This window comes from Gellertiella hungarica (assembly GCF_014197145.1).
GTDB lineage: Bacteria > Pseudomonadota > Alphaproteobacteria > Rhizobiales > Rhizobiaceae > Gellertiella > Gellertiella hungarica.
Genome location: NZ_JACIEZ010000002.1, coordinates 47,379 through 68,396 on the forward strand (window position 1 = coordinate 47,379; position 21,018 = coordinate 68,396).

Below are 21,018 nucleotides of genomic sequence, written 5' to 3' on the forward strand. Positions count from 1 at the left end.
GGTCTATAGACCGGATCCGGGGCGGTTGAAACAGGAAGATGGAGTGCCATGCCAGAATTGCCAGAGGTGGAAACGGTCAGGCGCGGGCTGGAACCCGTGATGGCCGGCGCGCTGATCGAGAGGCTGGAGCTGCGCCGCCCGGACCTGCGCTTTCCCTTGCCGGACGCGCTTTCCGAACGGGTCTCCGGCCGGCGCATCCTCGGCCTGTCGCGCCGGGCCAAGTACCTGCTCATCGATCTCGACAATGGCTGGACCCTTCTTTCCCACCTCGGCATGTCCGGCTCGTTTCGGATAGAGGAGGGCGGGCAATCGGAGATGCCCGGCGAATTCCACCATGCGCGCTCCAAGGACGAGAAGCACGACCACGTGGTCTTCCATCTCGTGACCGGGCAGGGCCCGGTCCGGGTGGTCTACAACGATCCGCGCCGGTTCGGCTTCATGGATCTCTTCGAGCGGCGGGAGATGGAAAGCCACCCCGCCTTCCGGGACCTGGGGCCCGAACCGCTCGGCAACGCGCTTCAGGCAGGCGGCCTTGCGGCCCGGCTTGCCGGCAAGAGCCAGCCGCTGAAGGGCGCGCTCCTCGACCAGCGGCTGATCGCGGGGCTCGGCAACATCTATGTCTGCGAGGCGCTCTGGCGCTCCCATCTCTCGCCGCTGCGCAAGGCGGGGACGCTGGTGCGCAAGAGCGGCCGTCCCGCGCCGCAGCTCGAGACCCTCGTGGAGGCGATCCGCGCCGTGATAGCGGAGGCCATCGAGGCCGGAGGCTCGTCGCTGCGCGACCACATCCAGACCGATGGCTCGCTCGGCTATTTCCAGCACAGCTTCGCCGTCTACGACCAGGAGGGAAAGCCGTGCCGGACCGAGGGATGCGGGGGAACGGTGGAACGGATCGTCCAGTCCGGGCGCTCCACCTTCTATTGTCCGTCCTGCCAGAAATAGGCGCCGCGCACGCCGCCGGAAGCGTGGACAAGCCGGGCATTGCGGGAAGAAAGAGGCAAAAAGCGCGTTGACGCGCCCCCGCTTTCCCGCTATATGCCCGGCCACAGATGGGAAAGCCGCTCTGGTTTTCCGCTATTGCTCCCGAAAAGCTGTTGCAAGAGGTCGCTTCTGACCGCGGCTTGAGCGGAGTTTGGTTTGAATTCGAAGAGAGGCATCCATGGCCAATACCACTTCGGCGAAGAAGGCGACCCGCAAGATCGCTCGCCGCACCGCAGTCAACAAGGCACGCCGTTCGCGCATCCGCACCTTCATCCGCAAGGTTGAAGAAGCGATTGCAGCCGGTGACGCCGCCGTCGCCAAGGCCGCTCTGCAGGCTGCCCAGCCGGAACTGATGCGCGCCGCCACCAAGGGCGTCATGCATGCCAACACCGCGTCCCGCAAGGTTTCGCGCCTGGCAAGCCGCGTGAAGGCACTGTCCGCTTAATATTTCGTGTCACGAGACACCGATGTCAGCCCGGCCTCTGGCCGGGCTTTCGCGATTCTGGCTCCGGCCTGCCACAATTGCCGCGGCGAGCCGGGCGCTCATGTCAGTCCGGTGACAATAAAAACTATTTCTTATCAATAACTTGTTGGGGGTCTCCGGCGCGCCTCCGCCCCCCGGAGGGGGCTGGATGACATCAAGGCAGAGTCAAGACATTTTTTTGTTTTTTTGTTTTTCGGCCCCCCGCCATCCCCTCGTTTTTGAATCCCTTTGATTCAACTAGGATTCTTTTTTGGGCCAGTCCGGCGATGCGAAAAGCGGCGCAAGAGTCAATGGCCTCGTTCGATTCCTGCGCAAAAATCGTCGTTGATCTTGCAAAATGATCCTGCGTAAATGGCCCCCAGCGAGAGGGGGCGGCGACCTGGAACAGACGCGGGGGACAGGATCCCCAGGCGGTCCAGCGGCCACCGTACCTTGCTCGCCACGGAGCGCTCTGCTCCGTTTTTTCACCAAGCGCCGGACCGATAAGCTGGATTCCACCCGGATTCCAATCGGACGGTTTGTGCGCGAAAAAGCATGCTTCCCGGCCACGGCACGGGAAGAGGAGTAGGGCAACGGGGCACCTGACGAGGATGGGTGTCTGACAACGAGACCGGATGGATCCGGCAGGGAAAGGACATGTTCCAATCTCGATTGAGCGTTTGGAGAAGGCGACTGCAGGAATGACGGCCGTTCCGAAAGGACGGCCGGGGTGGGGGTGCTGAGTAGCGTTTCCATGCGTTTCCGGTGGCGGTCGCCCGGTCTTTGGGGCCGGGCGGGTCTCCAACACGGAGTGGGTAATGCCGCCCTTGCGGAAAAGGGGCGGTCTTGGCTCGAGGGACATGACCGGCGATCATCGCCGGGAACAGACTTGGAATTTGGAAGGCGGCAAAATGCAAATGAATGTTAGAACATCCGACGCATTGGGTTTCGGGGACCATGCGGCCGATGGCGGTGCAGAAGGCGCCGGTGCTGCGACAAGCGGGGCAAACGCCAAGCAGGCGGTGCTGTTCGAACGCGTCAGCGCCCGGCTGAAGGCCCAGGTAGGGCCCGATGTCTATGCCAGCTGGTTCGCCCGGTTGAAGCTGCATTCTCTTTCGAAGAGCGTGGTCCGGCTCACGGTGCCGACCACATTTCTCAAATCCTGGATCAACAACCGCTATCTGGACCTGATCACCAGCCTGTTCCAGGCCGAGGATCCGGAAATCCTGAAGGTGGAGATCCTCGTCCGCACGGCGACCCGCAGCGCCCGGCCTGCCATGGCCGAGGAACAGGCGGCCGCCGCGCCGGCACCCGCCGCGCAGCCGGCACCGCGCCGCCAGCCGGTGCAGCAGGCCGGTCAGGTGGCAGCAGCCGCCGTTCAGGCCCAGCGCCCCGCGCAGCCGACCGCGGCCTCGCCGCTCTTCGGCTCCCCGCTCGATCCGCGCTACACCTTCGATACCTTCATCGAGGGCGCGTCGAACCGGGTTGCGCTTGCCGCTGCCCGGACCATTGCCGAAGCCGGCGCCAGCGCCGTGCGCTTCAACCCGCTCTTCGTCCATTCGACGGTCGGGCTCGGCAAGACCCATCTGCTGCAGGCCATTGCCAATGCAGCCGTGCAGAGCCCGCGCGCGCCGCGCGTGGTCTATCTCACCGCGGAGTATTTCATGTGGCGTTTCGCCACCGCCATCCGCGATAACGATGCCCTGACGCTGAAGGACTCGCTCCGTCACATCGACCTGCTTATCATCGACGACATGCAGTTCCTGCAGGGCAAGATGATCCAGCACGAGTTCTGCCATCTGCTGAACATGCTGCTCGACAGCGCCAAGCAGGTGGTCGTTGCTGCCGACCGCGCGCCGTGGGAGCTGGAATCGCTCGATCCCCGCGTGCGCTCGCGCCTGCAGGGCGGCGTCGCCATCGAGATGGAAGCGCCCGATTACGACATGCGTCTCGACATGCTGGTCTCGCGCCTCAACCAGGCACGCCAGGAGGATCCGGGCCTCGACATCCCCATGGAGATCCTGTCGCATGTCGCCCGCCACGTGACCGCAAGCGGCCGCGAGCTGGAAGGCGCCTTCAACCAGCTGGTCTTCCGCCGCTCCTTCGAGCCGAACCTCTCGATCGAGCGCGTGGACGAGCTTCTGTCGCACCTCGTCGGCTCGGGCGAGCCGAAGCGCGTGCGCATCGAAGACATCCAGCGCATCGTCGCCCGGCACTACAATGTTTCCCGGCAGGAACTGGTCTCGAACCGCCGCACCCGGGTCATCGTCAAGCCGCGCCAGATCGCCATGTATCTGTCGAAGACGCTGACGCCGCGCTCCTTCCCCGAGATCGGCCGCCGTTTCGGCGGGCGCGACCACACCACCGTGCTGCATGCGGTGCGCAAGATCGAGGAAATGATCTCGGAGGACAGCAAGCTCTCCCACGAGATCGAGCTTCTGAAGCGCCTGATCAACGAATAGGCCGGATTGCATCCCGGCCAGGGCGAAGGCGGGGCCGCAAGTCCCGCCTTCTGCCGTTCAGGGCCGCCGGAGCCGGGCCATGGCCAGCACGTCCGCGTGCCGCCCGGCGCGGAAGGCATAGTCTCTCAATATCCCTTCCTCCTCGAAGCCGGCCTTGCGGTACAGCCCGATCGCGGCCTCGTTGTCGGTGAAGACGGTGAGCTCGAGGCGCCGCAGATCGAGCCAGTTGTCGGCGAGATCCAGCAATGCCTCAAGCAGGCGCGTGCCGATGCCCTGTCCCCGACGATCGTCGCGGACGCCCATGCCGATCTCTCCCGCATGGGCACGCCGGCCGGAAAGCCGGCGCAATCCAGCATTGCCGAGGATCAGCCCGCCTGCCTCCGCCACCAGGAGCGTCTGGTCCGGATCGGGCTTCGACAGGCGGCTGCGCACCGATTCCAGGGTCGGATGGGGAAGGCGAAGGGTTCCGTGCCTGTAGCCGGGCATGGATTGCAGCGCGCAGATGCCCTCTGCATCGTCGAGCCGCGCGGCGCGTATCAGGATGTCGTCTCTCATGCTTGCTCCTGCTCTTCGAAGCCGGGAGCGCTCTTGTCCCTCCGCGTCCCGGCAGATGTCCGGGGGAGGGATGCCGCGTCAGATCAAGCCGCGCACAAGCCGCTCCGCCCGCTGGGGCGAAGCACCGTAAGGCAGACGGGATGCGCGCTGTGGATCATGCAGGGCAGAGTAGCGCCAAAATGACCGAAGGCAAGAGGTCAGCAGGCGAGATCGGCAACGACGCTGTCGAGGATCAGCATGCCCGACGGCGTGCAGCGCAGCCTCGAATTGCCGAGGCGCTCGATGAAGCCATGGGAGATCAGGAAGGCTTCCCGGTCCGGGTCGGGCTCGCGGCCGGACAGTTGCTGCCAGCGCACGAGGTCGATGCCTTCCTTGAGCCGCAGCCCCATCAGCAGCAGCTCGTCGGCCTGCTCCTCGTAGCCCAGTCGCTCCTCGTCGGTCATGCCGTGGCCCTGGCTCTCCACGAGCCCGAGCCAGGTTTCGGGGTGCCTCTCGGTGGCGGTCGCGAGCTTTTCGCGGCCCAGGGTCAGCCGGCCATGGGCGCCGGGGCCGATGCCCACGTAATCGCCATAGCGCCAGTAGGTGAGGTTGTGCCGGCTTTCGGCGCCGGGGCGGGCATGGTTGGACACCTCGTAGGCCGGCAGCCCGTGCGCCTCGGTGATCTCCTGCGTCGCCTCGTAGAGCAGCGCGGATTCCTCCCCGTCGGGGAGCGTGAACTTCCGGGCCTTGTGCAGGCCGAAGAAGGGCGTGCCCTCCTCGATGGTCAGCTGGTAGAGCGAGAGATGGTCGACCGCATAGGAGATGGCCTGCTTCAGCTCCGCTTCCCAGGCATCCACCGTCTGGCCGGGCCGCGCATAGATGAGGTCGAAGGACATGCGCGGAAAGATCTCGCGCGCAAGCCGGATCGCGCCCAGTGCCTGGTCCACGTCATGCAGGCGGCCGAGGAATTTCAGGTCGGCGTCGTTCAGCGCCTGCACGCCGAGCGACAGCCGGTTGACGCCTGCCGCCCGGTAGCCTCGGAAACGATCGGCCTCGACGCTCGACGGGTTGGCTTCCATGGTGATCTCGATGCCATCAGGCACATGCCAGTGCCGGGCGATGCCGTCGAGAATGGCGCCGACCGTTTCGGGCGCCATCAGCGAGGGCGTGCCGCCCCCCATGAAGATGCTGGTGACGGTACGCGGACCGGAAAGCGTCCGCATGTGCTCCATCTCGCGCAGGAAAGCGGCGGTGAACCGGGCCTGATCCACCGGCTGGTGGCGCACATGGCTGTTGAAATCGCAATAGGGGCACTTGGCCGCGCAGAAGGGCCAGTGCACGTAGAGCCCGAAGCCGGGCTCGCCCGTATCCGGCAGGATCAGGGAGGATCGCTCCGACATCGGTCTCAGCCTTCCAGGCAGGTTTCGACGAAGAGCTTGAAGGCGCGCGCCCGGTGCGACAGCGCCTCCGGATCGCCCGGCTTCCAGCCGTGCTTCTCCTCGGCCGTCATCTCGCCGAAGGTGCGCTCGTGCCCTTCGGGCTGGAAGATCGGGTCGTAGCCGAAGCCGCTCGTTCCGCGCGGCGGCCAGACCACATGGCCTTCCACCTCGCCGCGGAACACTTCCGTGTGGCCGTCCGGCCAGGCAAGGCAGAGCACGCTCACGAACCGGGCGGTGCGCCGGTCTGCCGAAGTGGCGCCGCGCTCGCCAAGCGCCTTCTCCACCTTTTCCATCGCCATTGCGAAATCGCGGGTGCCGTCTTCCTTTTCCGCCCAGTTGGCGGTGTAGACGCCCGGTGCGCCGTCGAGGGCGTCGATGGCAAGGCCGCTGTCGTCGGAAAGCGCCGGCAGGCCCGCGGCCTTCGCCGAGGCAAGCGCCTTGATACGGGCGTTCTCCTCGAAGGTGGTGCCCGTTTCGTCCGGCTCGATGAAGTTCAGCTCCGCTGCCGATTTCGCGGAGAAGCCGAAGGGGCCGATGAGATCGGCGATCTCGCGGATCTTGCCCTGGTTGTGGCTGGCGACCACGATGGTCTTGGTGTCGAGCTTGCGCATCGCAATCAGGTCCTTGTCTCGAGCCCCCAGAGGGCAGGTTCGGCGCATTCCAGGCTGTTGCCGGCCGGGTCGCGGAAATAGAGGGAGCGGGCGCCGCCCGGCCAGCGGAAATCCGCCTCGATGGCAATGCCGGCCGCCTTCAGCCGTTCGGCCATCGCATCCAGACCCGCGGCGGACAGGCGGAAACAGGCGTGGCCCGGCCCGCGTGCCCCGTGCGGCGGCACGGGAAGCGCATCCGCAGCCGGGGGCTTTTCCGTTTCCGCCGGATTGAAGATCAGCAGGATCGAGTGTCCGAGCGAGAAGAATACATGCCGGTTGCCGGCACGGAGAACGGTCTTCAGCCCGAGGACGCCGCCGTAGAAGGCCTCGGCACGGTCGATGTCGTCGACATAGAGCGCGGTTTCGAGAATGCCTTCGATGGGCGTGTCCGTCATGGGCCTGTCGTCCTCTCTCCGGCCTGCCGGATCAGGCGATCGCCTGCTTCTGCAGGGTGACGAGCTCGGCGATCCCGTTGCGGGCAAGCCCGAGCAGCGTCAGGAATTCGGTTTCGCTGAAGGGGGTGCCTTCGGCGGTGCCCTGGATCTCGACGATACCGCCCGAGCCGGTCATGACGAAATTCGCATCCGTCTCGGCAGCGCTGTCTTCGAGATAATCGAGGTCGATCACCGGCTGGCTTGCGAAGATGCCGCAGGAAATAGCGGCAACGTGGTCCTTGAGCACCCGCTCCACCTTGATCATGCCGCGGGCTTCCATCCACTTCAGGCAGTCGTGCAGGGCGATCCACGCGCCGGTGATGGAGGCGGTGCGGGTGCCGCCATCCGCCTGGATGACGTCGCAGTCGATGGAGATCTGCCGTTCGCCGAGCGCTTCGAGATCGACCACGGCGCGCAGGCTCCGGCCGATGAGGCGCTGGATTTCCTGGGTGCGGCCGCTCTGCTTGCCGCTCGATGCCTCGCGGCGCATGCGCTCGCCGGTGGCGCGCGGCAGCATGCCGTATTCGGCAGTGACCCAACCCTTGCCGCTGTTGCGCAGCCACGGCGGCGTCTTGTCCTCGAGGCTCGCGGTGCAAAGGACATGCGTATCGCCGAACTTCACGAGGCACGACCCCTCCGCATGCTTGGAGAAGTTGCGCTCGAAGCTGACGGCGCGCATGGCGTCGGTTTTTCTGCCGGATGGCCGCATGGAATACTCCTGAAAATCTGGTTCCCGCGTCTTAAGGCTCCCCCTCGCATTTTGCAAAAGGAAATCATGGCAGGCGGGACGGCGGCCTGATTTCCAAGGCTTTTTCCTTTTGCCAAGCGCACTACCTTCATTATATTCAGGGGTACTGGTTGGAACTTTGCTGGAAGGGCCATGGGGCTGGCGACGCGCAAGGACATAGAGGCGGCAACGCAGCTGGACGAACGGTCGAGGGAAATCTTCCGCCGGATCGTGGAAGGCTATCTGGAAACGGGCGAACCGCTCGGCTCGCGCAGCCTCTCCCGCCTGCTGCCGATGTCGCTCTCTCCCGCCTCCGTGCGCAACGTGATGAGCGATCTCGAAGAGCTCGGCCTCATCTATTCCCCGCATGTGAGCGCCGGACGCCTGCCGACCCAGACGGGGCTGCGCTTCTTCGTCGATGCCTTCATGCAGGTGAGCGATCTCTCCGGCGAGGAGCGCGCCAACATCGACCGGCAGATCCGTTCTCCCGACCGGGACCAGCCCGTCGAGACCATGATGTCGGAGGCAAGCCGCATCCTGTCCGGCATCTCCGGCGGCGCGGGCCTCGTCATCACCTCGAAGAGCGACACGGTGCTGAAGCATGTGGAGTTCATCCGGCTGGAGCCGACCAAGGCGCTGGCCGTGCTGGTGGGCGAACATGACCAGGTGGAAAACCGCATCATCGAGCTGCCGGCCGGCACCACCTCCTCGCAGCTCATCGAGGCCGCGAACTTCATCAATGCCCATATGACGGGGCAGACGCTGCCGGCCCTGCGCCAGCAGCTGGAAAAGCTGAGGATCGCCGTGCGCCACGAACTGGACGCGCTTTCGCAAAGCCTGGTGGAGCGGGGACTTGCGGTGTGGTCCGGCGGCTTCGAGGACGACAAGCCCGCCCAGCTCATCGTCCGGGGACGGGCGAACCTGCTGGAAGGGGTGGCCGGCGCGGAGGACATCGACCGCCTGCGCATGCTTTTCGACGACCTCGAGAAGAAGGACAGCCTGATCGAGATCCTCAATCTTGCCGAAAGCGGCTCGGGCGTTCGCATCTTCATCGGCTCGGAAAACAAGCTTTTCTCGCTCTCCGGCTCGTCGCTGATCGTCGCGCCCTATCGCGACACGGAAGACCGGATCGTCGGCGCGGTCGGCGTGATCGGGCCGACGCGGCTCAACTATTCCCGGATCGTGCCCATGGTGGATTACACGGCGCAGGTTCTGGCAAAGCTGTCCCGCAAGACGATCTGAAACGGCGGGGCCCTGGCACCCGCGCTGCGCCGGGCATCGGACGAAATCGGGCTGGAAAGCCTTGATTTTTGGACAGGGAACCTCGATATCGGCGCTGACAGGGTCTGCCATCGGGAGATGACGGACCTATCCCCTTGGCGGCCGGCCCTTCGCCCGCGCCGCCCCAGCCTGAAGAGTAACCGGAGAACGGCATGACCGAAGAGACGAACAAGAACGGACCGGATGCAGCGGCCGCCGCGGCAGAAGCGCAAGCCACGGATACCGCTCAGTCGACCGAGGCACCCGCAACCGAGGCCTCCTCTGATCCCATCGAGACGCTGAAGGCCGAGAACGCCGAGCTGAAGGACCGCTTCCTGCGCCTTGCAGCGGAAATGGACAACCTGCGCCGCCGCACCGAGCGCGACGTGAAGGACGCGAAGTCCTATTCCGTCGCCGGTTTCGCCCGCGACATGCTGGCGGTTTCGGACAACCTGCGCCGTGCGCTGGAGGCCATCCCGGCAGAAGCCCGCGCCGCCGCCGACCAGGGCCTTTCCGCCCTGATCGAAGGCGTGGAGATGACCGAGCGCTCCATGCTGTCCGCGCTGGAACGTCACGGCGTGAAGAAGATCGAGGCCGAAGGCGAGAAGTTCGACCCGAACTTCCACCAGGCCATGTTCGAGGTGCCGAACCCGAACGTGCCGAACAATACGGTGGTGCAGGTGGTTCAGGCCGGCTTCACCATCGGCGAGCGGGTGCTCCGCCCCGCCATGGTGGGCGTTGCCAAGGGCGGTCCGAAGGAGGCCCCCGCCAATGCCGAGGCCAGCAGCCAGCAGGGCTGAGCGGCCTCCGCCGGCACGATCAGAAAGTTCCCGCATCGCGTGGCCGCAAGGCTGCGGGATGTTTCTTTTGCGGCAGATGCGGGCGAGAGTGGATGGCCGGAGCAAGCGAGGTTCGCCTGTCCGGCCGAGACAACCGGTGGCAGGGACGGGGGCCGTGCCCAGCGCCCCTTCAGACGCGGAAACCGCTCGCCGTCACCGCTTGCTCCGCAGGAAGTCGCGAAGGGAAGAGCCCTCGCGAAGCGCCTGCAATGCCTCGTCCACCCGCCGCCTTTCCGTGGCGGGCGTTCTTGCCGATGCCACATGGGCCGCGTACATCCGCTTCTTGCCGGGTGTCAGCTCGCTCCAGAGTGCCAGGACGACCGGCTCCGCGCCGAGAGCCCTCTCGAAAGCCTCCGGCACATCGACATGATCCTGATCGTCCACCCTGAAGCGCATCTCGACATCTTCTCCGAGATCGAAACCGGTCGCCGCCTTGATCGCCGGTGATACGATGAAGTACCGGCGGCCGTCGCCCACCGGCATCCAGGCTCCCCGAACCGGAACGCCTGCAATCTCTCCTTCGACCCGCAGTCTGGGATAATCGCCGAAGGGCAGTTCTGCCTCCAGGGCCGGAGGCAAGAAGAGCACCTTGTAGCGGATGACCCGCGCCCGGCCCACGTCGAGGCGGGAGATGGGACCCGTGAACTCATGGGTGAAGTAGCTCATCGGAGATCGTGCCGCCCGGTTGCCGCGTTCGAGGGTGTGTCACACCGAGCGGAACTGCCCAAACCATGCCCCTTATGGCCGCGATGCGGCTCCCTGGAGAAAGTCCTCATGTTCGCTTGAGTTCCGAGAGAAGTTCATCCAGCTGTTCCAGCTGTACCGGCAAGGCAGCGGCAGAGCCGGCGATGGCCTCCTCGAGCGCTTCGGCAGAGGCATGGGTCTCATGATAGGAAAGGGCTGTCTTTCCACCCGGCAGCGCGTCGAAGGTGACGGTCGTGACTGCGCCATCCTCGCCCTCGTCATTGGTCCAGACCATGCGCGCGCCATCCCTGACCTCGATGTAAGTGCCGTAGAAGACAGCCTTGTCCGAATCGCCTGCCTGGAATGCCAGACGGTAGGTGCCACCGGTGCGCGCGTCGATGTCGCAATCGACGAGGGAAACGCCCGTCATGCTCCGCGGCATCCACCACCGGCGAAAGAGCCCGGCGTCACTCCATGCTCTGAAAACCGTGCCGGGCTCGGCATCGAAAGTCCGGGTCACCCGAAGCGAGCGGTCGCCTGTCCGTTCGACCGGCGCTAGACCGGCCGACATGCCTTCATCCTTGGCCTCTTCCCCCATGGGGTTCCCCTTCTCACGTTGCGCCCGATCACAAGCGCGAACGGACGTCGTTGTGCCGGTCAGCCGTCCCGGGGGGTGTCGGGCGCCATCGGCCATCGGGCACTCAATGCCGGATGTCTCGACGCTCGGCATGCCGCAGGAGACCTCTTGCGGACCGTGGGTGCCGCAAGTGCTTCCGGTTCAGGGCATTCTGTACGGAAAGACGGAGAAAGAACAGCCCCGATCATCCCGCGCGGGACGCAGCGCGACAGGACGGGAAGGGGACCCTCACGCCGGATTGACGGTCGGCTCCTGGGTCAGGCAGGCATAAAGGGCGGAGGCGGATTCGGTGGAGCGCAGTTTCGTCACCAGGTCCTGATCGCGGAAGAGGCGTGCGATGCGCGACAGCGCCTTGAGGTGATCGGCGCCGGCACCCTCGGGCGCGAGCAGCAGGAAGACGAGGTCGACGGGCTGATCGTCCAGCGCCTCGAAGTCGACGGGCGTTTCCAGCCGGGCAAACACGCCGGCGATGGAGTGGATCTGCTTGAGCTTGCCATGCGGGATGGCGATGCCGTTGCCCACGCCCGTGGAACCCAGGCGCTCGCGCTGGAGGATGACGTCGAAGATCTCCCGCTCGGGAATGCCGGTCAGCTTGGCGGCCTTCGCCGCCAGTTCCTGCAGCACCTGTTTCTTGGAGTTGACCCGGAGGGCAGGGATGATCGCACCGTCTTGCAGCAAATCTGCCAACGTCATTCTTTTGGTCCTTCGTGCCGCCCGGCAGGGTTCAGGCGAGGGGGCGGGCCTGTGCACGCCCCCTGCCGAAAACCGCATCAGCCCTTGATGTTCGAGGCATCAATCCAGCCGATATTGCCGTCCTGGCGACGGTATACGATGTTGAGGTGCTCGCTGCCCGGCTTGCGGAACATCAGCACCGGCTCGTCCGTCATGTCGAGCGCCATCACGGCGGACGCGACAGACATGGTCTTCAGCTTCTTCGTGCTTTCCGCGACGATCGCGGGCGCGAAGTTATCCGGGATTTCCTCGTCCTCGTCGACGCCGGTATCCATCACGGTATAGGCGACTTCCACCTGACCGTTGCCGGTGCCCAGATGGTGGTCCTTCAGCTTGCGCTTGTAACGGCGAAGCCGCTTCTCGATGCGGTCGAACGCCATGTCGAAGGCCAGCTGCGGATCGTTTGCCTCGCCTGCGGCATGCAGGTTGGCACCCGAATCCAGATGCAGGCGGCAATCGGCGGCGAAACGGGAACCCGACTTGTCGACGATCACCTGGCCGGAGTAGCCGCCATCGAAATACTTGTTGATGGCATCGGCAATCTGGCTCTCGATACGGACACGGAAGGCATCGCCAATATCCATATGCTTGCCGGCTATACGAACGCTCATGGAACTCCCCTTCTACCTGGTGATTTGCAAGGGTCAGTCTACGCCAACCCTGAAGACCATCCAAGCATTTCGCGCGACGATGTCAATTTTGGGTAATGGTCCCCCTGTCGCCCGCGGTCCGTGTATCGATGTGAACGTCGTAACCCGATGGGCGGGGCTTCTACTCTTCACAGGGAGTGATTGTCAATCCTTTGTTAACGGGTGCACACCGGCTCCCGCCCGGTCGTCAGGCCGTTGCGCCGGCCCTCGCCTTCGCCTGCTTCTCGCGCCGGCGCTGGACGGAGGAGGGGATGTTCATCGCTTCCCGGTACTTCGCGACCGTGCGGCGGGCGAGCTGGATTCCCGCCTTTCCGAGGGCCTCCACGATGTCGTCGTCGGAAAGCACCGCCGCCGGGCTTTCCTCGGCAATCAGCGAACGGATGCGGTTTCGCACGGCCTCCGCCGAATGGGCATCGCCGCCTTCCACCGCCGCAATCGAGACCGTGAAGAAGTATTTCAGCTCGAACACGCCCCGTGGCGTTTCCATGTACTTGTTCGAGGTCACGCGGCTGACAGTCGATTCATGCACGCCGATGGCATCCGCCACCGCCTTCAGCGTCAGCGGGCGCAGGTGGTCGATTCCCTTGAGGAGGAAGGCGTCCTGCTGGCGCACGATCTCTTCCGCCACCTTCAGGATGGTCCGGGCGCGCTGGTCCAGGCTGCGCACCAGCCAGTTGGCCGATTGCAGGCAGTTGCCGAGGAAGTTCTGGTCCTCGTCGGGCCGAAGCCGCCCGGCGGTCACGCGGCGATGATAGGTCTGGTTGATCAGAACCCTGGGCTGGGTCGCCGGGTTGAGGTCCACGAGCCAGCTCGCATGCGGGCCCGGCCGCACGATCACGTCCGCGACGACGCTTTCGGCCGCGCCGCCGCCAAAGCCGCTGCCGGGCTTGGGGTTCAGCCGGCGGATATCCGCCAGCATGGCCAGCAGGTCCTCCTCCGTGGCCTTGCACAGGCGCTTCAGGCTCTGGAAATCCCTCTTGGCGAGCAGGTCGAGATGGTCGAGCAGGGTTTCCATCATCGGGTCGAGCCGGTCGAGCTGCCTGAGCTGGATCGCGAGGCACTCCTTCAGCGAGCGCGCGAAGACGCCCGGCGGTTCGAGCGTCTGCAGCCCGGCAAGAATGCGGGCGCGGTCCGCTGCGGAAAGCCCCAGCCGTGCGCCGAGCTCTTCCACGGCCGCCCCGTCCACGTAACCGCTGTCTTCCAGCAGCCCGGCCATGGCCTCCGCTGCAAGCCGGTCTCGCGCATTGTCGAACAGGAAGGGGATCTGGGCCTGAATGTGGTCGAGAAGCGACGGCGGCCCGCCGCCGAGATCGTCGGGCTCGAAGCCCTCGCCGCCGGCGCCGGTCGAGGTCCAGCCCTCGCCGAGCGGGGCTGTCGCGGCATCCGGCCCGGAGCCTTCGCCGCCCGCATAGCTGTCGTCGAAATTGGCATCCATTTCCCGGCTGAGGCCAGCGGCGGCGCCGGTGTTCTCGCTCTCGTACCATTCGGAGGACAGGTCGCCCGCTTCGTTGAGGACGGTGCGCTCGGAGGCATCCTCCCGGGCCTCGGGGGCGTCGTCCTCGCCATCGTCGCCGGAGGCGAGTTCGAGCAACGGGTTCTTCTCCACCTCCAGCCCGATGAACTGCAACAGCTCCGCATGCGGCATCTGCAGCAACTGGATCGACTGCATGAGCTGCGGTGTCATGACCAGCGACTGGCTCTGGCGCTGGAAAAGGCTGGCAGAGAGAGCCATGATGGGCGCCGTCACTCCTTGCCGCAAGGCGTGGCATCGCCCTTCCGGCCTACGAAAAACCTGAACTGGCCCGAAAATTGCTTGTTTTTCTCTTCCGGTCAATCCGTCCCGGAAGAAATGGTAAAAAAGCGAAACCTTCTTGAGCCGGAGGGCGTCGGCCGGACGGGGTCGCGCCTGGCTTCAGAGGCTGAAATTGTCACCGAGATAGAGGCGGCGCACATCCGGATTGTTGATGATCTCGTCCGCCCGGCCGTGGGTCAGCACCTCACCCGCATGGATGATGTAGGCTCGGTCGATGAGGCCGAGGGTCTCGCGCACATTGTGATCGGTGATGAGCACGCCGATGCCGCGCGCGGTCAGGTGGCGCACGAGGTTCTGGATGTCGGCGACCGAAATCGGGTCGACGCCCGCGAAGGGCTCGTCGAGCAGCATGAAGGCCGGATCGCTGGCAAGCGCCCGGGCAATTTCGAGGCGCCGGCGTTCGCCGCCCGACAGCGCGACCGCGGGCGACTTGCGCAGCCGCTCGATGTGGAACTCCTCGAGGAGTTCGGACAGCTTGCGCTCCCGCTCCTTGCGGTTCGAGACATGCACCTCGAGCACCGCATTGATGTTCTGCTCCACCGTGAGGCCGCGGAAAATCGAGGCTTCCTGCGGAAGATAGCCGACGCCGAGGCGTGCGCGGCGGTACATCGGCATCTTCGTGACGTCGCGACCGTTGAGATGGATCGTGCCCTGATCCACCGGCACCAGGCCGGTGATCATGTAGAAGCAGGTGGTCTTGCCCGCACCGTTCGGGCCGAGCAGGCCGACAGCCTCGCCCCGGCGCACCACGAGCGAGGCGCCGTTCACCACGCGCCGGGCGCGGTAGGTCTTCGTCAGGCCGCGCGCGATCAGCGTGCCGTCGTAACGGGCAAGATCGGCGGGCGTCGCAGGCTGGGCCTGTGTCTGCGGGTTACCGGACGGGGATGCGTTCACGAGGACAAGATACCCTTACTGCTTCGGCTTCTGGCTCTTGGGGTCGAGCTGGATACGGACACGGCCGCCGCAGGCTTCCAGATGGGCCTCCCCGGTATTGGCATGCACCGTCAGCTTGCAGCCCACGAACACGTTCTGCTGGTCGCTCAGCACCACCTGCTTGCCTTCCAGAATGAACACCTGGCTCGCCATCTCGAAGGAACCGGTGTCGCCGGTGGCCTGCTGCGTGCCGGAATTCAGGAGCACGCCGCCCGCAAGATCGATCTTCTCGATGTCGGTATTGCCGGCCGTCATCGACTTGCCGCCGCTCTTGTAATGGACGACCATATGGCCCGCCTTCAGCGAGGTCGTGCCCTGGATGACGCTGACATTGCCCTTGAAGATGGCGGTCTTCTCCTGCTCCTTGATCTCGAGCTGATCGCTCTCGATCTGGATCGGCTGGTCATTGGAGAGCTTCAGACCCTCCATCTGGCTGCTCGTCGACTGCGCCATGGCCGTAAGCGGCATCATCAGGCAGGAGGCCACCAGCAGTGCAGACAGGGATCGGGCGCGCGGCATTTTAACCAGCATGGGTGAACCTTTAATTTTGCAACTTGTGCACGGCAGCGGCTTCGATGGAAACCTTGACCTTGCCCTTGAACAGAATGGTTCGCCCCTTATCCGTCATCTTCATGCTTTCGGCAAGAATCGAAGCGGATTTTGTCGTGATGGCCACGGGCTTGGCGGTTTCCATCCGCCCGGCCTTGACGTCGAGCTGCGCCGCCTGAAACTCGGCCTGGATGCCCGAGCTGAGATTGATCGAGAAGGGTGCCGTCATCGCCAGGTCGTCCTTGGCCCTGTTGTAAAGGGCTTCGATGGCGGTCACGCTGGCCAGCACGTCCTTCGTCACGGGCACGGACGCCTTGATCGTCTGCAGCGTGATGAGATCCGGGTTCTTTATGTCCTGAAGGGCGCGCTCCGCCAGCATGGTGTAGCTGATGCCCTCGCTGTTGCGGCCGGATACGGCGGGCTTCTCCATCACGATCTTGCCGTCCTCGATCTTCACCCCGCCCACCGAGATGTCCTCGGGCAGATAGGTGCGGACGACGGAAACGGCGATGAAGGCGAGCGAGATCAGCAGCGCTGCCAGAGGCAGCAGCACCTTCAGGCGCTTCACGCGGCGCGAATGGGCCATCGCGTTGGCATAGCTTTGTGCAAAGGGCGTTTTGCGGTCTGCCCCCTGGACAGGCGTCAAGACATTCACAGACACTTCCTTAGGTTGTTCCTCCCCCGGAAAGGAGAGGCCGGCATCGCCGTTCTTCCGGCTGCGTGCCGTTCATGACGCCCCAATATGGAAAAATTAAAGCAACAGGTCGTCGAATGACTATGCTACCAGAACGATGCGCTCTAAGAAACGGCTGACCGCAAAATTGATGGGTCGCGTTTGCGAGGCCAACGGAGTTTCGAATTCATGGACGCTATGATGCTTGCCGACCGGCGCAGACTGAGGCGCAAGGTGACGTTCTGGAGAGTGGTGGCGGTGCTGCTGGTGGCAGCGATCGGCTTTTCCCTCTTCCGGTTCGCGGGATCGGAGATGGACTACGCCCGTCCCCATATCGCCCGGATCACGATCGAAGGCATCATCCAGGACGATACCGAGCTTCTCGAGCGGCTGAAGACGATCGAGGAATCGGATGCGGCCAAGGGTCTCGTGGTCTCGATCTCCTCTCCCGGGGGCACGACCTATGGCGGGGAGCGCCTGTTCAAGGCGATCCGCGCCGTGGCGGCGAAGAAACCCGTCGTCTCCGACGTGCGCACGCTTGCCGCTTCCGCCGGCTACATGGTGGCGACTGCCGGCGACGTCATCGTTGCCGGCGAAACCTCGATCACCGGCTCCATCGGCGTGATCTTCGAATATCCGCAGGCAAAGCCGCTTCTGGACAAGATCGGCGTCTCGCTGGAGGAGATCAAGTCCTCGCCGCTGAAGGCCGAGCCCTCGCCCTTCCATACTCCGCCGGAGGAGGCCAAGACCATGATCCGGTCGATGGTTGCCGACAGCTATGACTGGTTCGTCAACCTGGTTGCCGAGCGGCGCAAGCTGCCGAAGGAAGAGGCGCTGCGCCTGGCGGACGGCCGTATACTTACCGGGCGGCAGGCGCTCAAGGAGAAGCTGGTCGACAAGCTCGGCGGCGATCGCGAGATCCTCGATTACTTCAAGAGCCGCGGGGTTTCCGGCGACCTCGAGATCGAGGAATGGAAGGCAACCTCGGACAGCGGGCTGTTCGGAATGCAGGGTCTTGCCCGCGCCGTGCTCGGCGCGCTTGGCGTGGATGCCGCCGCCATGCCTGCCGATCTGGCCGGTTTCCTGCGGGGCAAGTTGTTCCTTGACGGTCTGGTCTCCGTTTGGCAGGTTGACTGAGAAATGACCACAACCTGTTTCCTTGGGGGGAAAACGTGATCAAATCGGAACTGGTGCAGATCGTTGCAGCCCGTAACCCGCATCTCTATCACCGCGACGTGGAAAACATCGTCAATGCGGTGCTGGATGAAATCACCGACGCGCTGGCGGCCGGTAACCGGGTGGAGCTGCGCGGTTTCGGCGCCTTCTCGGTCAAGAACCGTCCGTCCCGGTCGGGCCGCAACCCCCGCACCGGCGACAGCGTCTTCGTCGAGGAAAAGTGGGTTCCCTTCTTCAAGACCGGCAAGGAGCTGCGCGAGCGGCTCAATCCCGGCCAGCCGGATCTCGGCGATTCCGACTGACCCGGTCGCTCGCGGGATACGAAACGGGCCGGCAAAGGCTTGAGGCTCCCGCGGCCGGCATTATATCAAGGGCGGCATCGGGGTGCGCGCGGCGCTTGCCCCTTCCGACGCCCCTTCGAGGAGAATTGCGATGGTCCGCAAGGCTTTGAACGTCCTGATCCTGCTTCCCCTTGCAATCGTCCTCATCGTGCTGTCCGTGGCAAATCGCCAGACGGTCGCCATGGCCCTCAACCCCTTCCGCCCGGAAGACACGGTCCTGCGCTTCGAGGCGCCGTTCTTCGTCTTCCTGTTCGCTGCGCTCATCCTCGGCATGATCGTCGGCTCGCTGGCAACCTGGTTTGCCCAGGGCAAGTACCGCAAGCGGGCCCGGCTGCTGCGGGAAGAAAGCCTGAAATGGCAGCAGACGGCGTCCGCATCGAGGACCCAGCCCGCGCCGCGCCAGATCGGCGCCTGAAGCCGCATCCCCTCCGGCGCGTCTGCGGCCGGGGGCTTTGCCAAGGCCTTCCCGCAATGCTATGCCGCCCGGCAGTACAGCTGAAAGAGAAGACCCGCCCGTGAAGAACAAGGAACGCAGGCCCGGTGCCACGCGGAAAGCGCCCGCCTCCGGCAACAATCGCAGCTCCTCCCGGCCCGCCGCCGGGCAGCGCCGTTTCGAGGACGCGCCCGCCCGGGCGGAATCCGCGAAGGGCAGGGAGCGTCCTGCCGCCGAGGCCCCCCGCGCCGCCGCACAGGCCGAAGCGCAGCCCGCCCGTGCGCTGATCGAGCGCAGCGGCGAGCGGCCGGCGGAGCGGGTGCCCGTCATCCTCGAAACCCCCGGCGCCGGCGATTTTCATCTCATCGACAGCGGCAACCAGCTGAAGCTCGAGCAATACGGCCCCTACCGCATCGTGCGGCCGGAGGGACAGGCGCTCTGGAAACCCTCTCTTCCCGCCCATGTCTGGGAAAAGGTGGATGCCGTCTTCACCGGCGACATCGACGAGGAAGGGGCCGGGCGTTGGCGCTTCCCCCGGGAGGCCCTCGGGGAAACCTGGCCGCTGCAATTGCTGGACGTGGATTTCCACGGGCGCTTCACGTCCTTCCGCCATGTCGGCGTGTTCCCGGAACAGATCGTCCACTGGACCTGGATGAAGAACGAGATCGAGGCCGCGAAGCGTCCGCTCAAGGTGCTCAATCTCTTCGGCTATACCGGCGTCGCCTCGCTCGTTGCCGCCCGCGCCGGTGCGGAGGTCACCCATGTGGATGCATCCAAGAAGGCGATCGGCTGGGGCCGCGAGAACCAGTCGCTGAGCCGGCTCGACCGCGCGCCGATCCGCTGGATCTGCGAGGACGCGATGAAGTTCATCCAGCGCGAGGAGCGCCGCGGGAACCGCTACGACATCATCCTGACCGACCCGCCCAAATTCGGGCGGGGACCGAACGGGGAGGTCTGGCAGCTCTTCGATCACCTGCCGCTGATGCTCGACATCTGCCGCGAGCTTCTCAGCCGGGATGCACGCGGCCTCGTCCTGACGGCCTATTCCATCCGGGCCAGTTTCTATTCCATCCACGAGCTGATGCGCGAAACCATGCGCGGCCGCGGCGGCGTGGTGGAATCGGGCGAACTGGTCATCCGCGAGAGCGGCCTTTCCGGCAAGGAAACCGGCCGCGCGCTTTCCACCTCCCTCTTCAGCCGCTGGGTACCGAAATGAGCGACAACAGGCGTCACGATCAGGAAGCGGGTCCGCGCCGCGTGGGGCAGGTGAAGGAAGTCACCAGCCTTTCCAATCCCATCATCAAGGACATCAAGGCGCTTTCGCTCAAGAAGCACCGCGACGAAACCCGCACCTTCCTGGCGGAAGGCCTCAAGCTCGTCATCGACGCGCAGGAACTGGGCTGGAAGATCCGCACACTCATCTATTCCAAGGCCGGCCGTGGCAAGCCGGCGGTGGAGCAGGCCGCCGCCCGCACCGTCGCCTCGGGCGGGCTGGTGCTCGAGGTCAGCGAAAAGGTGATGGGCTCCATCACCCGCCGCGAAAACCCGCAGATGGTCTCCGCCGTCTTCGAGCAGCGCTGGGCGCCGCTTGCGAGCCTGAAGCCGAAGGACGGCGAAACCTATGTCGCGCTCGACCGGGTGCGCGATCCCGGCAATCTCGGCACCATCATCCGCACGGCGGATGCGGCAGGCGCATCCGGCGTGATCCTCGTCGGCGATACCACCGATCCCTTTTCTCTCGAAACGGTGCGGGCCACCATGGGCTCCCTGTTCGCCGTGCCGCTTGCGCGGGCAAGCGTCGCGGAATTCCTGGAGTGGAAGAAGAGGTCCGGTGCAAGGGTGGTCGCAACCCATCTCGCCGGAGCCGTCGACTACCGCATGATCGACTACCGGGCCAAGCCGACCGTCCTGCTGATGGGCAACGAACAGTCCGGCCTTCCCGATGAGCTCGCCGCGCAGGCGGATGCGCTGGCGCGCATTCCGCAGCAGGGAAGGGCGGATTCGCTGAACCTCGCCGTGGCAACCGCCGTCATGCTCTTCGAGGCGCGGCGCCATCTCCTCACGCTGGATCAGCGCGGATGAGCGAACGCACGTCACCCTTTGCCCGGCCGCTGCCGATCCTTGTTCTGGTGGCTGCCGCCATCCTTCTCGATCAGGCGTCGAAAATCGCCGTCGAACAGCTGCTGCCGCAAGAGGTGGGCGTACCCGTCCTACCCTTCCTGGCCTTCTACCGGACCTATAATCTCGGCGTCGCCTTCTCCATGCTGTCGGATGCGGACGGGTGGTTCATCGTCGGGATGCGGCTTGCCATCGTCGGCTTCGTGCTCTGGCTCTGGCGACGCACGCCGCCCGACCGGCTCTTTGCCCATCCGGGCTATGCGTTGATCATTGCCGGAGCGGCCGGCAACCTGATCGACCGGTTCCTCTACGGTCACGTTGTGGATTTCATCCTGTTTCACACGCCGGCCTGGTCCTTCGCGGTCTTCAATCTCGCAGACAGCTTCATAACCATCGGCGCCGGTCTGGTGATCCTGGACGAGCTCGTGGGCAAGAAAAGCACCGATCGTTAAAATGCGAGCCATTTCCTGAAGCGAAGAAGAACGGCTCCCGG

Annotated in this window: 24 protein-coding genes; 11 read left to right on the plus strand and 13 right to left on the minus strand. The window is 65.0% G+C overall.

Annotated features, from left to right (window positions below):
* Positions 1 to 48: 48 nt before the first annotated feature.
* The 3 genes from mutM (at position 49) to dnaA (ending at position 3,903) form a co-directional block, all read left to right on the plus strand.
* A complete protein-coding gene (gene mutM / locus GGR23_RS04765; RefSeq protein WP_183364977.1) occupies positions 49 to 939 on the plus strand; it encodes a bifunctional DNA-formamidopyrimidine glycosylase/DNA-(apurinic or apyrimidinic site) lyase in 891 nt (296 codons plus the stop codon).
* 217 nt (positions 940 to 1,156) lie between these two features.
* On the plus strand, positions 1,157 to 1,423 hold the full coding sequence (gene rpsT, locus GGR23_RS04770; RefSeq protein WP_183364978.1) for a 30S ribosomal protein S20: 267 nt from the start codon (positions 1,157 to 1,159) through the stop codon (positions 1,421 to 1,423).
* Positions 1,424 to 2,352: 929 nt separating this feature from the next.
* Positions 2,353 to 3,903 carry a chromosomal replication initiator protein DnaA gene (gene dnaA, locus GGR23_RS04775; protein WP_183364979.1) on the plus strand — a complete coding sequence of 517 codons (1,551 nt, stop codon included), beginning with the start codon at positions 2,353 to 2,355 and terminating at the stop codon, positions 3,901 to 3,903.
* Between the two features lie 57 nt (positions 3,904 to 3,960).
* Here dnaA and GGR23_RS04780 read toward each other — a convergent pair whose 3' ends face one another.
* The 5 genes from GGR23_RS04780 to rph all read right to left on the minus strand — a co-directional run bounded on the left by GGR23_RS04780 (position 3,961) and on the right by rph (position 7,669).
* Complete coding sequence (locus tag GGR23_RS04780; RefSeq protein WP_382342414.1) at positions 3,961 to 4,515, minus strand: GNAT family N-acetyltransferase; 555 nt, start codon at positions 4,513 to 4,515, stop codon at positions 3,961 to 3,963.
* Positions 4,516 to 4,655: 140 nt separating this feature from the next.
* Positions 4,656 to 5,837 (minus strand): radical SAM family heme chaperone HemW, encoded by a 1,182-nt coding sequence (gene hemW / locus GGR23_RS04785; RefSeq protein ID WP_183364981.1) that lies wholly within the window; start codon positions 5,835 to 5,837, stop codon positions 4,656 to 4,658.
* 5 nt (positions 5,838 to 5,842) lie between these two features.
* A complete protein-coding gene (rdgB, locus tag GGR23_RS04790; protein WP_183364982.1) occupies positions 5,843 to 6,487 on the minus strand; it encodes an RdgB/HAM1 family non-canonical purine NTP pyrophosphatase in 645 nt (214 codons plus the stop codon).
* A 5-nt stretch (positions 6,488 to 6,492) separates the two neighbouring features.
* Entirely contained in the window at positions 6,493 to 6,921 is a 429-nt protein-coding gene (locus tag GGR23_RS04795) for a VOC family protein (RefSeq protein ID WP_183364983.1), read from the minus strand.
* A 31-nt stretch (positions 6,922 to 6,952) separates the two neighbouring features.
* Positions 6,953 to 7,669 (minus strand): ribonuclease PH, encoded by a 717-nt coding sequence (gene rph, locus GGR23_RS04800; protein ID WP_183364984.1) that lies wholly within the window; start codon positions 7,667 to 7,669, stop codon positions 6,953 to 6,955.
* A gap of 171 nt (positions 7,670 to 7,840) precedes the next feature.
* On the opposite strand from rph, the gene hrcA reads away from it, so the two are divergent.
* Both hrcA and grpE read left to right on the plus strand, forming a co-directional pair.
* A complete protein-coding gene (gene hrcA / locus GGR23_RS04805; protein WP_183364985.1) occupies positions 7,841 to 8,929 on the plus strand; it encodes a heat-inducible transcriptional repressor HrcA in 1,089 nt (362 codons plus the stop codon).
* Positions 8,930 to 9,120: 191 nt separating this feature from the next.
* The gene (gene grpE, locus GGR23_RS04810; RefSeq protein WP_183364986.1) at positions 9,121 to 9,747 is read left to right on the plus strand and encodes a nucleotide exchange factor GrpE; all 627 of its coding nucleotides are present in this window, start codon (positions 9,121 to 9,123) and stop codon (positions 9,745 to 9,747) included.
* Positions 9,748 to 9,939: 192 nt separating this feature from the next.
* Here grpE and GGR23_RS04815 read toward each other — a convergent pair whose 3' ends face one another.
* From GGR23_RS04815 to lptC, 8 genes are all read right to left on the minus strand, one after another.
* Positions 9,940 to 10,452: a YdeI/OmpD-associated family protein gene (locus tag GGR23_RS04815; RefSeq protein WP_183364987.1), complete on the minus strand. Its 513-nt coding sequence runs from the start codon at positions 10,450 to 10,452 to the stop codon at positions 9,940 to 9,942.
* 106 nt (positions 10,453 to 10,558) lie between these two features.
* A complete protein-coding gene (locus GGR23_RS04820; RefSeq protein WP_183364988.1) occupies positions 10,559 to 11,068 on the minus strand; it encodes an SRPBCC domain-containing protein in 510 nt (169 codons plus the stop codon).
* A gap of 267 nt (positions 11,069 to 11,335) precedes the next feature.
* Positions 11,336 to 11,800, minus strand: coding sequence for a PTS IIA-like nitrogen regulatory protein PtsN (ptsN, locus tag GGR23_RS04825; RefSeq protein WP_183364989.1), 465 nt, complete (start codon positions 11,798 to 11,800; stop codon positions 11,336 to 11,338).
* Positions 11,801 to 11,877: 77 nt separating this feature from the next.
* Positions 11,878 to 12,450 (minus strand): ribosome hibernation-promoting factor, HPF/YfiA family, encoded by a 573-nt coding sequence (gene hpf, locus GGR23_RS04830; protein WP_183364990.1) that lies wholly within the window; start codon positions 12,448 to 12,450, stop codon positions 11,878 to 11,880.
* Positions 12,451 to 12,676: 226 nt separating this feature from the next.
* A complete protein-coding gene (rpoN, locus tag GGR23_RS04835; RefSeq protein ID WP_183364991.1) occupies positions 12,677 to 14,221 on the minus strand; it encodes an RNA polymerase factor sigma-54 in 1,545 nt (514 codons plus the stop codon).
* Positions 14,222 to 14,401: 180 nt separating this feature from the next.
* Entirely contained in the window at positions 14,402 to 15,196 is a 795-nt protein-coding gene (gene lptB, locus GGR23_RS04840) for an LPS export ABC transporter ATP-binding protein (protein ID WP_183364992.1), read from the minus strand.
* A gap of 15 nt (positions 15,197 to 15,211) precedes the next feature.
* Positions 15,212 to 15,766 carry an LptA/OstA family protein gene (locus tag GGR23_RS04845; protein WP_183364993.1) on the minus strand — a complete coding sequence of 185 codons (555 nt, stop codon included), beginning with the start codon at positions 15,764 to 15,766 and terminating at the stop codon, positions 15,212 to 15,214.
* A gap of 10 nt (positions 15,767 to 15,776) precedes the next feature.
* Positions 15,777 to 16,370: an LPS export ABC transporter periplasmic protein LptC gene (gene lptC / locus GGR23_RS04850; RefSeq protein ID WP_183365749.1), complete on the minus strand. Its 594-nt coding sequence runs from the start codon at positions 16,368 to 16,370 to the stop codon at positions 15,777 to 15,779.
* Between the two features lie 276 nt (positions 16,371 to 16,646).
* On the opposite strand from lptC, the gene sppA reads away from it, so the two are divergent.
* The 6 genes from sppA (at position 16,647) to lspA (ending at position 20,977) form a co-directional block, all read left to right on the plus strand.
* Positions 16,647 to 17,594, plus strand: a complete 948-nt coding sequence (sppA, locus tag GGR23_RS04855; RefSeq protein WP_183364994.1) for a signal peptide peptidase SppA — start codon at positions 16,647 to 16,649, stop codon at positions 17,592 to 17,594.
* 35 nt (positions 17,595 to 17,629) lie between these two features.
* The gene (locus GGR23_RS04860) at positions 17,630 to 17,935 is read left to right on the plus strand and encodes an integration host factor subunit beta (protein WP_183364995.1); all 306 of its coding nucleotides are present in this window, start codon (positions 17,630 to 17,632) and stop codon (positions 17,933 to 17,935) included.
* A 130-nt stretch (positions 17,936 to 18,065) separates the two neighbouring features.
* Positions 18,066 to 18,389: a lipopolysaccharide assembly protein LapA domain-containing protein gene (locus tag GGR23_RS04865; protein WP_183364996.1), complete on the plus strand. Its 324-nt coding sequence runs from the start codon at positions 18,066 to 18,068 to the stop codon at positions 18,387 to 18,389.
* A gap of 100 nt (positions 18,390 to 18,489) precedes the next feature.
* A complete protein-coding gene (locus GGR23_RS04870) occupies positions 18,490 to 19,623 on the plus strand; it encodes a class I SAM-dependent methyltransferase (protein ID WP_183364997.1) in 1,134 nt (377 codons plus the stop codon).
* A complete protein-coding gene (locus GGR23_RS04875) occupies positions 19,620 to 20,489 on the plus strand; it encodes a TrmH family RNA methyltransferase (protein ID WP_183364998.1) in 870 nt (289 codons plus the stop codon). Before GGR23_RS04870 ends, GGR23_RS04875 begins: the two co-directional genes overlap by 4 nt.
* Entirely contained in the window at positions 20,486 to 20,977 is a 492-nt protein-coding gene (gene lspA / locus GGR23_RS04880) for a signal peptidase II (RefSeq protein WP_183364999.1), read from the plus strand. The genes GGR23_RS04875 and lspA overlap by 4 nt, the downstream gene beginning before the upstream one ends.
* The last annotated feature ends 41 nt before the right edge of the window (positions 20,978 to 21,018 follow it).